The organism is Microbispora sp. NPDC004025, assembly GCF_053604425.1.
Genome location: NZ_JBSGHN010000002.1, coordinates 312051 through 325292 on the forward strand (window position 1 = coordinate 312051; position 13242 = coordinate 325292).

Consider the following 13242-nt stretch of genomic DNA (forward strand, 5'->3'; position numbering starts at 1 on the left):
CCGCGCGGGATCGGCCGGGGATGTCCCGTTCCGGCACTCCCGCGCACCCCCAGGGAGGGAACGGCCCCGGGGGCGGGACACCCTCCTTAATCCGTTGCCCGCCGGGGAGGCCGGGCGGCAGGCTGGCCGGATGCTGATCCGACGGGAGAACCCCGGCGACGTCGAGGCCGTCCGCGCGGTGGTCGCCGCCGCCTTCGCCCCTTACCAGGCGGCCCGGGACCCGGGCCGGCCGGACGGGCTGCCGGTCGAGGCGACGTTGCTCGACGAGCTGCGCGCCGATCCCGGCTGGCTGCCGGAGCTGTCGCTCGTCGCGCCGGCGCCGGACGGCGGGATCGCGGGTCACGTCGTGTGCACGAGGGCCCGCGTGGGGGCCGTGCCCGTGCTCGGGCTCGGCCCGCTGGCCGTGCACCCCGCCCATCAGCGGCGGGGCGTGGGCTCGGCGCTCGTGCACGCCGTGCTCGGCGCGGCCGAGGCGCTCGGCGAGCCGCTGGTCGCGCTGCTCGGCGACCCCGCCTACTACTCGCGCTTCGGCTTCGAGCACTCGCAGACGCACGGTGTGACGGCCCCCGAGCCGGAGTGGGGGAAGTTCTTCCAGGTCCGGGTGTTCGACGGGCCGGTCCCGCCGCCGCGCGGGCGCTTCGCGTACGCGGAACCCTTCTCCCGGGTTGACGGCGGGTGATCGGTGTGAGATGCAGCTCACCGTGAAGAAGATCCTGTCGTGGCTCGCGCTCGTCGTCCTGGTGACCGGCTGCCAGGGCGCCGCCGGGTCCGCCGCGCCGCCCGTCCGGTCCCCGGCCGCGGCTTCGGCCAAGGTCGTCCCCCAGGAGGCCAAGGTCGTCTCGCAGGAGGCCGTGGACGGGCGGACGGACAAGCTCGTGATCGAGTCTCCGGCCACGGGCGGGCTGCGCTCGGTGTGGGTGCTGAAGCCCGCCGGCTGGAAGCCGGGTTCCACCGGCTGGCGCGTGCTGTACCTGCTGCACGGCTGCTGCGCCGGCGGCGCCTGGGACTGGCTCAGGACGGGTGAGACGGCCCGGCTGACCGCCCGCCTCGACGCCGTCGTCATCGTTCCCGAGGGCGGTTCGATGGGCTGGTACGCCGACTGGCGCGACGGCCCCGGCTGGGAGACGTTCCACATGACCGAGGTGCCCCGCCTGGTCGAGCCGCGGTACGGCGCCGGCACGCGCCGCGCGGTGGCCGGCTTCTCCATGGGCGGATACGGCGCGTTCGTCTACGCCGCCCGGCATCCGGGTGTGTTCGAGGCCGCGGCGTCGTTCTCCGGGGTGCTCGACATTCGCGACGACGTCCCCGGATACCGGTCGTTCATGGCGGACAACGGCGTGGACACCGAGGACCTGTGGGGCGACCCGAGCGCCTGGCCGGAGCACAATCCCGCCGACCTCGCCGGGCGGCTGAAGGGCGTGCGCCTCTACGCGTCCTCCGGCGACGGCGAGCCCGGCCCGCTGGACCCAGGCCGTCAGGACGGCGCATCGACCGATCGCACCGAGGCCTCGATCATGCGGCAGAACCTGAACTTCGCCAGGGCCGCGCGGAAGGCCGGGGTGAAGGTGACGACGGATTTCTACGGAAACGGCACCCACACCTGGCCGTACTGGATGCGTTCGTTCGAACGCGCGCTCCCGCTTCTTCTACCCTGAGACGCATGGGACGGGCCAATGACGAGGCGGCTGCCGCGCTGCAGGAGTATGCCGAGCTCTTCGCACTGAACGGCGGGGACGCCTTCCGCGTGCGCAGCTACCAGAGGGCGGCCAAGTCCATCGCGGGGTTTCCCGAGGATCTCACCAAGGAGACTCTGCGGTCGATCCCCGGCGTGGGCGAGGCGATCGCCAAGAAGATGGAGGAGTTCCTCGAGCGTGGCAGCTTCCGCCAGCTCGACGACCTGCGCGGCCGGGTGCCCGAGGGGGTGCGCGCACTGACCCGGATCCCCTCGCTCGGCCCGAAGAAGGCGCTGTTCCTGTTCCAGGAGCTCGGCATCGACTCCCCCGCCGCGCTGGCCGAGGCGATCCGGGCCGGCCGCCTGAACGGCCTGCGCGGCTTCGGCGCCAAGACCGAGGAGAACCTGCTCAAGGGCATCGAGCACATGGAGCGCTCGGGTGACCGGGTCCACCTCGGCGTCGCCACCGATCTGGCCGAGCGGGTCATCGCCTCGCTGCCCGCCGACCGGATCGCCTTCGCCGGGTCACTGCGCCGGATGAGCGAGACGATCGGCGACATCGACATCCTCGCTGTGGGCGACCCCGCCCTGATGGAGCTGTTCGCGCGGCAGCCGTACGTCACCGAAGTCATCGCGAGGGGCGAGCGGAAGACCTCGGTCAGGACCGACCGCGGCCTCCAGGTCGACCTGCGGCTGATCCCCGCCGAGTCGTGGGGCGCCGCGATGGTCTACTTCACCGGCAGCAAGGAGCACAACGTCCGCATCCGGGAGATGGCGGTCAAGAAAGGCTGGAAGCTGTCGGAGTACGGCCTGTTCGACGGCGACCGCCTCATCGCCTCCGAGACCGAGGAGGAGATCTACCAGGCGCTCGGCATGCGGTGGGTGCCTCCCGCGCTGCGCGAGGACGGCGGCGAGGTGGAGGCCGCGCTGCGCGGCGAGCTGCCGCGCCTGGTCGAGCTGCACGACCTGCGGGGCGACCTGCACACGCACACCGACCTGACCGACGGGATCGCCTCGCTGGAGGACATGGTCGCCGCCGCCGCGGTGCGCGGCTACTCCTACTACGCGGTGACCGACCACGCGCCCGACCTGGTCATGCAGCGGATGACCCTCGACAAGGCACTCGCCCAGCGCGCCCGCATCGCCGAGCTGCAGAAGAGCTATCCGGACATGCGGCTGCTGCACGGCAGCGAGCTGAACATCGCCCCGGACGGCTCGGTCGACTGGCCGGCCGAGGTGCTGGCCGGGTTCGACGTCTGCGTCGCGTCGGTGCACTCGCACTTCACCCAGTCGCGGGAGGAGATGACCCGCCGCTTCATCGCGGCGTGCGAGAACCCCCACGTCCACGTCATCGGTCACCCCACGACCCGGAAGATCGGCAAGCGGCCGGCGGTGGACGCGGACTGGGAGGCGGTGTTCCGCGCCGCCGCCAGGACCGGCACGATCATGGAGATCGACTCCTACCCCGACCGCGCCGACCTGCCCTCCGATCTCGTGCGGCTCGCGCGCCACCACGGCGTGAAGTTCTCGATCGACAGCGACTCCCACGCCATCCCGCACCTGGCCCACCAGCGGTTCGGCGTGGGCATCGCACAGCGGGCCTGGCTCACCCCGGACGACGTGGTCAACACCTGGCCCGTCGACCGCCTGCTGGCCCACCTACGCAGGGCCTGACCGGCGCCCCACCGCCTCCCCGGCGCCCCGGCCGCCCGCTCGCGGAGCCCGATTTCCTCGCGCAGGTCACGGGCGCGCCTGAACATCCCCGGGCGGCACGTGGGAGAAATGCGCCGGTAACTCCGCGCGGCGATGATGGTCGCGGTGCGGGGACGGTGATCGCCCTGCGCCGGGGGGCTCGCCGAGGGTGCGAGGACCGCCGGCCGGCGACGACCGGGCGGACCGGAACCGCGCGACGACCGGCGGCGGGGCGGCGGTGGACCGGGCGGCGTGAGCGGAAGGATGACGAGATGCGCCAGTTGACGGCACTCGACGCGCAGTTCCTGAGCGTGGAGTCGGCGACGACCGCGGCCCATGTGGCGGGTGTCGCCGTGCTCGACCCGTCGACCTCGCCGTCCGGCACGCTGACCAGGGAGGCGCTGCTCGCCCTGCTGCGCGAGCGGCTGCATCTCGCCCCGCCGCTGCGGATGCGGCTGGCCGACGTGCCCTTCGGGCTCGACCGGCCGTACTGGCTCGACGACCCGGACGTGGACCTCGACGCGCACGTGCACGAGGCCACCCTTCCGGCGCCGGGCGGGGAGCGGGAGCTGGCGGCGTACGTGGCGGGCGTCCACGCGCGGCGGCTCGACCGCGGCCGGCCGCTGTGGGAGGCGCACCTCGTCCACGGCCTGGCCGGCGGCCGCTGCGCCCTCTACATCAAGGTGCACCACTGCGCGATCGACGGCGTGTCGGGTTCGGAGATCCTGACCGCACTGCTCGATCCGTCGCCGCTGCCGCGCAGGGTGGACGCGCCTCCCGCCCCGGCGCCGCCGGTGCCGCCCAGCCTGCTCACGATGCTCGCCGGGGCGGTCGCCCGATCGATCGTCCAGCCGGTTGAGACGCTGTGCTCGCTCGCCCGTGCCGCCGCGGACCTGGACGCGATCCCGGTGGTCGCGGCGCTGCCCGACGCCCGGCTCGTGGCCCAGGCCGCCCGCGCGCTCGCGGGCGATTCGCGCCCGCTGCCCGAGACGCGGCCGCTGGTCGCGCCGCGCACGCCCTTCAACGGCCCGATCTCCGGCACGCGGGAGGTCGCCTTCGGCTCCGTGCCGCTGGCGGAGGTCAGGCGGGTGGCCAGGGCCTTCGGCATGGGCCCGAACGACGTGGTGATGACGCTGTGCGCCTCGGCGCTGCGGCGATGGCTGATCGCCCACGACGCGCTGCCCGACCGGCCGCTGGTGGCCGCCGTGCCGGTGGCGTTGCGCCCTCACTCCGGCGGGTCGTCCGGCGAGGCGGCGCAGGGGCGGGTCGGCAACCGCATCTCGGCGATGGTCACGCCGCTGGCCACAGACGTCGCCTGCCCGCGTGAGCGGCTGACGGCCGTACGCGCCGCGCTGGCCGCCGCCAAGCGGCGCTTCGCCGTGTCCCACCGCACGTGGCTGGACGACGTGTGCGCGATGCTGCCGAACGCCTTCGCGGCGCTGGCCACGCCGGTGGTGTTCCGCCTCGCGGGCGTCGCGGGGGCGGGAGTCAACCTCATCGTGTCGAACGTGCCCGGTCCCCGCGTGCCGTTGTATCTCTGCGGCGCCCGGATGCTGTCCTACCACCCGCTGTCGGTGGTCACCGACGCCACCGGAGGGCTCAGCGTCACCTGCGCGTCCTACGACGGCCGCCTGGACATCGGCGTCGTCGCCTGTCCCACCCGGCTGCCCGACGTCTGGAGCGTCGTCGGCCACCTGCGCGAGGCGATGGACGAGCTCCTGGCCCTGCTCGACGACTCCCCGCACGACGCGGCCCACGGCGAGGACACGGCCCACGGCGAGGACGCCGCGCCCGCACGGCCCCGCGACCAGCGGGAGGAGTCGCAGGAGATGGTGCCCGCCTGACCACCGGGCGACGGTGTGGCCCTCGTCAGCGCAGGGCGCCCGCGATCAGCTCCGCGACCGCGTCGGGGTCGATGTGGTGACCGGTGAGCAGGCAGATGCTCTCCTGGTAGAGCAGGACCGCGGCGAAGGTCGCGGCGGCGGCCTCCAGCCGTGCGGCGTCACCGCGCCCGCCCGGCAGGGCGAGCTCCAGGGCGAACCTGGCCCGGCGGATGATCTCGGCGTTGAGACGGCCGAGCCGCTCCCGTACGGACAGGTGGGTGTCGGCCTCCCGGAACAGGATGCGCCGCATCGCGGGGGACGCGCGCAGCGGCAGCCTGCGGGCGAGCCGCGACAGCGCGCCCGCCGCGTCGCCGGGGACCGCCTCGACCTCCTCCTCGACCACCACGGTGCGCTCGTCCACCAGCGAGATCAGTACGTCGATCTTGCGCGGGAAGTAGTGGAAGACCAGGCCCTTGGGCACGCCTGCCAGTTCGGCGATGCGCGCGGTCGGCGTGGCCTCGTAGCCGCCGCCCGCGAACAGTTCCTCGGCGGCGTCGAGGATGCGGGTGCGGGCGTCGCCGTCGGGCGGCAGCGTCCCTCTCCGCGAGCGCGAACGCGACCAGGCCTTGGCCGTCTGGAGAGGGCTGTCCACGGACCGAACCATAACCAGAGCGGGTGCCCCAACACCATGACGCGAGGGACAGGGCACGCATACGCCCGGCCGCGCCGGGCTGCGGTGGGTGGCGCAGCGAGGCGCGGCCGGGCGTATGGGGGTGCCGGCCCCCGGCGGCGGTGGGTGGCACCGCCGGAAGGCCGGCGACGTACGGCCGGGAACCGGTGTCAGTGGCTCGTGGCCTTCTCGGCTCCGAGGCCGGTCAGCGAGCGGACCTCGATCTCGGCGTACTTCGGAGCGTTGTACTCCTTGCTCAGGATCGTGCCGAGGTAGCCGCACAGGAAGCCGATCGGGATCGAGAAGATGCCCGGGTTCGACAGCGGGATCAGGTGGAAGTCGGCGTCGGGGAACATCGCCGTCGGCGCGCCGGAGACGACCGGCGAGAAGATCACCAGCACCACGGCGGAGATCAGGCCGCCGTAGATGGCCGAGACCGCGCCCGCCGTGTTGAACCTCTTCCAGAAGAGGCTGTAGAGGATCGCCGGCAGGTTGCCCGACGCGGCCACCGCGAAGGCCAGCGAGACGAGGAAGGCCACGTTGAGCGACTGGGCGAAGATGCTCAGCGCGATCGCGACCGCGCCGATCACGAATGCGGCGACGCGGGCGACCACGACCTCCTGGCGCTCGGTGGCGGTGCCCCGCTTGAAGACGTGCGCGTACAGGTCGTGGGCGAAGCTGGAGGAGGACGCGAGGGTCAGACCCGCGACGACCGCGAGGATCGTCGCGAACGCGACCGCCGCGATGACCGCCAGCAGGACCGTGCCGCCGACGTCGCCGAAGAGGTCCTGGCCCACCTGCTGGGCGAGCAGCGGGGCCGCCGTGTTGCCGGCCTTGTCGGCCTCGGCGATCGTCTTCGAGCCCACCACGGCCGCGGCGCCGAAGCCGAGCACCAGCGTCAGCAGGTAGAACACGCCGATGATGCCGATGCCCCACATGACCGACTTGCGGGCGTCCCTGGCGGTCGGCACGGTGTAGAAGCGGATGAGGACGTGCGGCAGGCCGGCGGTGCCGAGCACCAGGGCCAGGCCGAGGCTGATCAGGTCGATCTTGCCCCAGACGCCCTGGGCGTCCGTGCCGTACTTGAGACCGGGCTTGAGGAACGCCTCGCCCTTGCCGCTCGCGCTCGCGGCGTCGCCGAGCAGCCCGGACAGGTTGAAGCCGAACTTGCCGAGCACGAGCAGGGTGATCAGCGCCGCGCCGACCATCAGCATGACGGCCTTGACGATCTGCACCCAGGTGGTGCCCTTCATGCCGCCGAACACGACATAGATGATCATCAGCAGGCCGACCGCGATGATCGTCCAGATCTTGCCGGCCGCGGAGTGGACGCCGAGCAGCAGGCCGACGAGCGCGCCCGCGCCGACCATCTGCGCGAGCAGGTAGAAGATGCTCACGACGATCGTGGACACGCCGGCCGCCGTACGGACAGGGCGCGGCGACATCCGGAACGCCAGCACGTCGGCCATCGTGTACTTGCCGGAGTTGCGCATGAGCTCGGCGACGAGCAGCAGCGCCACCAGCCAGGCCACGAGGAAGCCGATGGAGTAGAGGAAGCCGTCGTAGCCCGACAGCGCGATGATGCCGGCGATGCCGAGGAACGACGCGGCCGACATGTAGTCGCCGCCGATCGCCAGGCCGTTCTGCAGGCCGCTGAACGACCGGCCGCCGGCGTAGAAGTCGGACGCGCTCTTGGTGTTGCGGCTGGCCCAGAACGTGATCCCGAGCGTGCCGGCGACGAAGACGACGAAGAGGATCGTGGACAGCGTCTCGTGACTCACTTGGTGCCCTCCCCGACCTCGTCGCGGCTCTCGGCCTCGGCGCGCAGCTCGTCGGCGATCGGGTCGAGCTTGGCCGCAGCGTGCCGCGAGTACGCCCAGGCGATCAGGAACGTCGACACGAACTGCAGCACGCCGAAGACGAGGGCGACGTTGATGTTGCCGAACAGCTTGGTGCCCATGAAGTCGCGGGCGAACCCGGAGAGCACCACATAGAGCAGATACCACGCCAGGAAGGCGACGGTCATGGGGAAGGCCCAGGAACGGTAGCGACGGCGCAGCTCCTGGAACGGCTCACCCGCCTGTATACGTTCATAAACCGATGGATCGTGCTGGACGGTCACAAGATCTCCTCCGGCATAGTGATCTGAATCACTTCAACGTAGGAGTGCGACGCGTGCGCCGACGAGTCCCGATGCCCGCCGCGTCGCCCAGCCGTACCGCCCGCTCGTTCACATGGCGCGTCCGTGCGACGAATGGTCGTTTGCACGCGCCGAGCGGTCCGGCGGACACCGGCGGACGACCTACATGTACCGCGGGTGCCAGTCCCCGCGGTCGACGTTCAGCGTCTCCGGGGTGTGCAGGCGGACCATGGTGCGCGCGACGCCGCGCGGCACCCGCGACGGCGTCAGCAGCGACACCACCACCATGACCGTGAACGACACGGGCACCGTCCAGGCCGCCGGCTGGGCCAGCAGCGACCCAGCCCAGCCGGTGTGCGGTCCGCCGGTGATGGTGACCACGACCGCCGCGCAGGCCAGCCCTCCGCCGGCCAGCAGCCCCGCCATCGCGCCCGCCGTCGTCAGCCTGCGCCACCAGATGCCCAGCACGAGCAGCGGGCAGAACGACGAGGCGGCCACGGCGAACGCCAGCCCCACGACCGTCGCCACCGGCAGCGACCGGGCCGCCCCGGCCAGCGCGAGCGGCACGAGCACCGCGAGCACGGTCGCGACGCGGAACGCGCGCACCCCGCCGCGCAGGATGTCCTGCGCGATCACCCCGGCGACCGACACCGTCAGCCCCGACGACGTCGACAGGAACGCCGCGAACGCCCCCGCGGTCACCAGCGCGGTCAGGAACTCGCCCACCGGCCCGCCGACCAGCCGGCCGGGCAGCGCGATGACCACCGTGTCGCTCTCCGGCATGCCGTAGACGTGGCCGAGGTAGCCGTACACGGCGGGCATCAGGTAGAAGGCGCCGAGCAGCGTCAGCACGAGAAGCGTGGTGCGGCGGGCGGCCCGGCCGTCGGGGTTGGTGTAGAAGCGGACGAGCACGTGCGGCAGCCCCATCGTCCCGAGGAACGTCGCGAGGATCAGCGAGTACGTCTCGTAGACCGGATGCTCGCGCCCGTGCAGCGGCAGCGCCCACTCGTCCCCCGGGGCGAGCCCCGGCGTGCCGTCGGACCACCAGGCCACGAGCATGAACGCCAGCGGCACCGCCAGAGCGGTCAGCTTCAGCCAGTACTGGAACGCCTGGACGAAGGTGATCGACCGCATGCCGCCCGACAGCACGTTGGTGGCGACCACCACCGCCACCAGCAGGCTGCCCGCCCACGGCGGCGCCCCGGTGATCGTACGGAAGACCAGCCCGGCGCTCTGGAACTGCGGCATGAGATACAGCCAGCCGATGAGCACGACGAGCACGCTCGACAGCCGCCGCACCGCCATCGACTCCAGACGCGCCTCGGCGAAGTCGGGCAGGGTGTAGGCCCCCGACCGCCGCAGCGGCGCCGACACCAGCACGAGCAGCACGAGATAACCGCCGGTCCAGCCGACCGGCAGCCACAGCATGTCCGCGCCGAAGGTGAGGATCAGGCCCGCGATGCCGAGGAAGGAGGCCGCCGACAGGTACTCGCCCCCGATCGCCGAGGCGTTCCACAGCGGCGAGACCGTGCGCGAGGCGACGTAGAAGTCCGACGTGGTGCGGGACATCCGGATGCCGAACGCGCCGATGAGCACGGTCGCCAGCATCACCAGGACGACCGCGGCGATCTGGCTCACCGGCGTGCCGTCCTCACCGGCGCTCCACGAGGTCGGCGAAGTCCCGCTCGTTGCGCTCGGCCTGCCGCACGTACAGCCAGGCGCCCGCGACGAGCGCCGGGTAGACCAGCCCCGCGAGCACGACCCACGGCAGCGGCAGCCCGAGCAGCTGGACCGCGCGCAACTCGGGGGCCAGCAGGAACAGCAGCGGCAGGCCGCCCACGACGCAGGCCAGCACGGTGCACACGAACAACGCCAGGCGGAACTGGGTCCGCACCAGCGAGCCCATGTAGACCTCGCCCAGGCGGGTCTGCTCGTCGATCTCCCGGGTGAGCGGATGCCGCGGCCTGCGGGCCGCCGCCGTGCGAGGGCTGGTCACCGTCACCCTGCGGGGCTTGCCTCCCGGCGCCGTCCCCTCGCCCTGCCCGCGCGCGCCCGTCGCCGCCCTGCGGGGCTTGCCGGTCACCGCCCAGGCTCCGCGGCGCTCACCGGGCCTGGCCCTTCCTGGCCCGGCGGACGAGCAGGTCGCGCAGCTCGCGGGTGTGGCGGCGGCTCACCGGGATCTCGGTGTCGCCCACCCGCACCACGCACTTGCCCGAGTCGATGTGCAGCTCGTCGATGTGCTTGACCGCGACGAGGTGACTGCGGTGGACGCGCAGGAACCCGGCCGACGCCCAGCGTTCCTCCAGCGTGGCCAGCGGGATGCGGACCAGGTGGCTGCCGGTCGCCGTGTGCAGCCGCGCGTAGTCGCCCTGCGCCTCGACGTAGCGCACCTCGGTGCTGGCCACGAACCGGGTGACGCCGCCCAGCTCGACCGGGATCGTGTCCGCCTGCGGCCCCTCCCCCGGCTCGCCCCGGCTGCCGCACACCCGGCGGATCGCCTCGGCCAGCCGCTCCGGCCGTACGGGCTTGAGCAGGTAGTCCTCGGCCTTCAGCTCGAACGCGTCGACGGCGTGGGCCTCGTACGCCGTCACGAAGACGATCTTCGGGGGCCGGCTGAACTGGGTCAGCAGCCGCCCCAGCACCACCCCGTCGAGCCCGCGCATGCGGATGTCGAGGAAGACCGCGTCCACCGGCTTGCCGTCCGCGATGGCGCGGTCGAGCAGCCGCAGCGCGGCGGCTCCGTCGCGGGCCGTGAGCACGTCGCCGATGCGGGGGTCCGCGCGCAGCAGGTAGGCGACGTCCTCCAGCGCGGGCTGCTCGTCGTCCACCGCCAGAACCCGCAGACCGCTCACGATCACCCCTCTCACCGACCGATCCATAAGAGAGTGATGACCGGAACGTGCGGAAGTCAACGCCTCCTCATCACGACCGCATCACGGCTCGGATCGCGGTCGCGAGGGGAACGAGCCTCGGCTCAGGCCTGGACGCCGGGGTGATACTTGGGCACCCGTACGGCGACCTTGGTGCCGGCGCCCTCGCCGGTCTCCACCACGAGGCCGTACTCGTCGCCGTAGACCTGGCGCAGCCGCTCGTCGACGTTGGCCACGCCGATGCCGCCCGCGCCCGAGCGGTCCTCCCCCGCCAGCACCCGCCGCAGCCGTTCGGGGTCCATGCCGACGCCGTCGTCCTCGACGGTGATGACGCACTCCGCGCCCGCGTCCTCGGCGACGAGCGTGATCCGGCCCACCCCCGGCTTGGCCTCCAGGCCGTGCCGTACGGCGTTCTCCACGAGCGGCTGCAGGCACAGGAACGGCACGGCCACGGGCAGCACCTCCGGCGCGATGCGCAGCGTGACCTGGAGCTGGTCGCCGAACCTGGCCCGCTCGAGCGTGAGGTAGCGGTCGATCGAGCGCAGCTCCTCGGCCAGGGTGGTGAAGTCGCCGTGCCGCCGGAAGGAGTAGCGGGTGAAGTCGGCGAACTCCAGCAGCAGTTCCCTGGCCTGCTCGGGGTCGGTGCGGACGAACGACGCGATGGTGGTCAGCGAGTTGTAGATGAAGTGGGGCGAGATCTGCGCCCGCAGCGCCCGGACCTCCGCCTCCATCAGCATGGTCCGGGAACGGTCGAGCTCGGCCAGCTCCAATTGGGAGTCCACCCACCGAGCGACCTCCTGCGCCGCCCGCACGAGCCCGGCCGAGGCGTGGTCGCCGTACGCCGCGAGCGAGCCGACGACGCGGTCGTCGGTGGTGAGCGGGACGACGACGGCGTGCCTGACGGGGCACTCGGGCCGCGCGCAGTCGAGCGCGAGCACCTGGGTGCGGCCGTCCTTCAGCGTCTCCGCGGCGTGCTCGAACGCGTCGGCCGCGTGGTGGTCGCCCACCCCGTCGTAGACCAGCAGCCCCTCCACGCTGGTGACGGCGATGGCCGGGGAGCCGAGCAGCTCGCGCAGGTGCCGCGACGCCTTGAGCGCCCCGGCCTGGGTGAGCCCCGCGCGCAGCGGCGGCGCGGCCAGCGACGCGGTGTGCAGCGTCTCGAAGGTCGCCCGCTCGGCGGGACTGCTGCCGAGGTCGCGACGGCCGCGCAGCACCCGCCACAGCACGACGGCCGGCACGGCGACGAGGACGGCGACGACGAGCGTGGTGACGACCGGTTCCACGCCGCCGCAGCCTACCCGCCGCCCGCCGCCCGCCCGCGCGCGCGGCGGTGAACGGTCGTGATCGCGCGCCGGGACGCTCGGGCGGGGCCCCTGCCTGCGCGCGGTGGCGGGTGGACACGGCGCCTACCGCGCGGCCGTCTTCCGCACGAACGCGGCGACCGCCTCGCCCAGCTCGCGGCCCGCGTCCTCCTGCAGGAAGTGGCCGGCCCCGGCGATGACGGGGTGGTCGAGCCCGGCCGCGCCGCGCATGGACTTCTTCAGGATCGGCGCCATGCCGCCGGTGATGGGGTCGCGGTCGGAGAACGCGACGAGGAACGGCAGGTCGAGGCGGGTGAGCGTGTCCCAGGCGGCGCGGTTGGCGGGGGCGGCCGGGTCGTCGGGGGTGATCGGCACGAGACCCGGCATCGCCCGCGGCCCCGCCTTGAACTCCTCCGAGGGGTACGGCGCGTCGTAGGCCCGGCGCACCGGCTCGGGCAGCTCGGTGACACAGCCGGACTGGACGAACCGGGCGATGTCGAGTACGGGCGCCTTCTCGACGGCCTCGCGGAAGCGGTGCCACACCTCCGGCATCGGGATGTCGCCGGTCGGCAGGCCGGTGTTGGCGGCGACGACCCGGGCGAACCGGTCCGGATGCTCGGCGACGAGCCGCAGCCCGATCAGCCCGCCCCAGTCCTGGCCCACCAGCGTCACGCCGTCGAGGCCGAGCGCGTCGAAGGCGAGCGACCGCACCCACTCCACGTGCCGGGCGTAGGTGTGGTCCTCCGGGCGGGACGGCTTGTCGGAACGGCCGAAGCCCACCAGGTCGGGGGCGACGGCCCGGCAGCCCGCCTCGGCCAGCACGGCGATGACGTGCCGATAGAGGAACGACCAGCTCGGCTCCCCGTGCAGCAGCAGCACCGGCGGGCCGTCCGCGGGACCCGCCTCGACGTACGCCATCCGGGCGCCGCCGGTCACCTCTGCGTAGCGGGGTTCGTAGGGGAAGCCGGGCAGCCCGGCGAAGCGCTCGTCGGGGGTGCGCAGTAAATCCATGCTGTAGTCCTTTACGACGTAGATTCGTTACGAAAAGTCGGCGGGGCACGGAGCGGGCGGGCG

General features: G+C 73.0%; 12 protein-coding genes. 4 read left to right on the plus strand and 8 right to left on the minus strand.

All coding sequences use genetic code 11. The features are described 5' to 3' along the window. Positions 1 to 130: 130 nt before the first annotated feature. The 4 genes from ACWEQG_RS05840 to ACWEQG_RS05855 all read left to right on the plus strand — a co-directional run bounded on the left by ACWEQG_RS05840 (position 131) and on the right by ACWEQG_RS05855 (position 5208). Positions 131 to 679, plus strand: a complete 549-nt coding sequence (locus ACWEQG_RS05840; protein ID WP_452282100.1) for a GNAT family N-acetyltransferase — start codon at positions 131 to 133, stop codon at positions 677 to 679. A gap of 10 nt (positions 680 to 689) precedes the next feature. Then, positions 690 to 1655, plus strand: a complete 966-nt coding sequence (locus tag ACWEQG_RS05845) for an alpha/beta hydrolase (RefSeq protein ID WP_452282103.1) — start codon at positions 690 to 692, stop codon at positions 1653 to 1655. Between the two features lie 5 nt (positions 1656 to 1660). Next, positions 1661 to 3346: a DNA polymerase/3'-5' exonuclease PolX gene (gene polX, locus ACWEQG_RS05850; protein WP_452282105.1), complete on the plus strand. Its 1686-nt coding sequence runs from the start codon at positions 1661 to 1663 to the stop codon at positions 3344 to 3346. Positions 3347 to 3636: 290 nt separating this feature from the next. After that, the gene (locus ACWEQG_RS05855) at positions 3637 to 5208 is read left to right on the plus strand and encodes a wax ester/triacylglycerol synthase family O-acyltransferase (protein ID WP_452282107.1); all 1572 of its coding nucleotides are present in this window, start codon (positions 3637 to 3639) and stop codon (positions 5206 to 5208) included. Between the two features lie 25 nt (positions 5209 to 5233). Here ACWEQG_RS05855 and ACWEQG_RS05860 read toward each other — a convergent pair whose 3' ends face one another. The 8 genes from ACWEQG_RS05860 to ACWEQG_RS05895 form a co-directional block, all read right to left on the minus strand. Then, a complete protein-coding gene (locus tag ACWEQG_RS05860) occupies positions 5234 to 5839 on the minus strand; it encodes a TetR/AcrR family transcriptional regulator (RefSeq protein ID WP_363465835.1) in 606 nt (201 codons plus the stop codon). A gap of 188 nt (positions 5840 to 6027) precedes the next feature. After that, a complete protein-coding gene (locus ACWEQG_RS05865; RefSeq protein WP_452282109.1) occupies positions 6028 to 7638 on the minus strand; it encodes a solute symporter family protein in 1611 nt (536 codons plus the stop codon). Beyond that, positions 7635 to 7979: a DUF485 domain-containing protein gene (locus ACWEQG_RS05870; protein WP_363465840.1), complete on the minus strand. Its 345-nt coding sequence runs from the start codon at positions 7977 to 7979 to the stop codon at positions 7635 to 7637. Before ACWEQG_RS05870 ends, ACWEQG_RS05865 begins: the two co-directional genes overlap by 4 nt. Before the next feature lie 180 nt (positions 7980 to 8159). After that, a complete protein-coding gene (locus tag ACWEQG_RS05875) occupies positions 8160 to 9605 on the minus strand; it encodes a sodium/solute symporter (protein WP_452282864.1) in 1446 nt (481 codons plus the stop codon). Positions 9606 to 9648: 43 nt separating this feature from the next. Beyond that, a complete protein-coding gene (locus ACWEQG_RS05880) occupies positions 9649 to 10080 on the minus strand; it encodes a hypothetical protein (RefSeq protein WP_452282111.1) in 432 nt (143 codons plus the stop codon). A gap of 19 nt (positions 10081 to 10099) precedes the next feature. Continuing rightward, positions 10100 to 10849, minus strand: coding sequence for a LytR/AlgR family response regulator transcription factor (locus tag ACWEQG_RS05885; protein WP_452282866.1), 750 nt, complete (start codon positions 10847 to 10849; stop codon positions 10100 to 10102). Positions 10850 to 10971: 122 nt separating this feature from the next. Next, positions 10972 to 12150, minus strand: a complete 1179-nt coding sequence (locus ACWEQG_RS05890) for a sensor histidine kinase (RefSeq protein ID WP_452282113.1) — start codon at positions 12148 to 12150, stop codon at positions 10972 to 10974. A gap of 123 nt (positions 12151 to 12273) precedes the next feature. Beyond that, positions 12274 to 13179 (minus strand): haloalkane dehalogenase, encoded by a 906-nt coding sequence (locus ACWEQG_RS05895; RefSeq protein WP_452282115.1) that lies wholly within the window; start codon positions 13177 to 13179, stop codon positions 12274 to 12276. Positions 13180 to 13242 lie beyond the last annotated feature (63 nt).

Excerpts from the sequence above, each read along its gene's own strand:
- ACWEQG_RS05840 (WP_452282100.1), top strand. The coding sequence starts at position 131 with ATGCTGATCCGACGGGAGAACCCCGGCGACGTCGAGGCCGTCCGCGCG.
- ACWEQG_RS05845 (WP_452282103.1), top strand. The coding sequence starts at position 690 with ATGCAGCTCACCGTGAAGAAGATCCTGTCGTGGCTCGCGCTCGTCGTC.
- polX (WP_452282105.1), top strand. The coding sequence starts at position 1,661 with ATGGGACGGGCCAATGACGAGGCGGCTGCCGCGCTGCAGGAGTATGCC.
- ACWEQG_RS05855 (WP_452282107.1), top strand. The coding sequence starts at position 3,637 with ATGCGCCAGTTGACGGCACTCGACGCGCAGTTCCTGAGCGTGGAGTCG.
- ACWEQG_RS05875 (WP_452282864.1), bottom strand. The coding sequence starts at position 9,605 with ATGCTGGCGACCGTGCTCATCGGCGCGTTCGGCATCCGGATGTCCCGC.
- ACWEQG_RS05895 (WP_452282115.1), bottom strand. The coding sequence starts at position 13,179 with ATGGATTTACTGCGCACCCCCGACGAGCGCTTCGCCGGGCTGCCCGGC.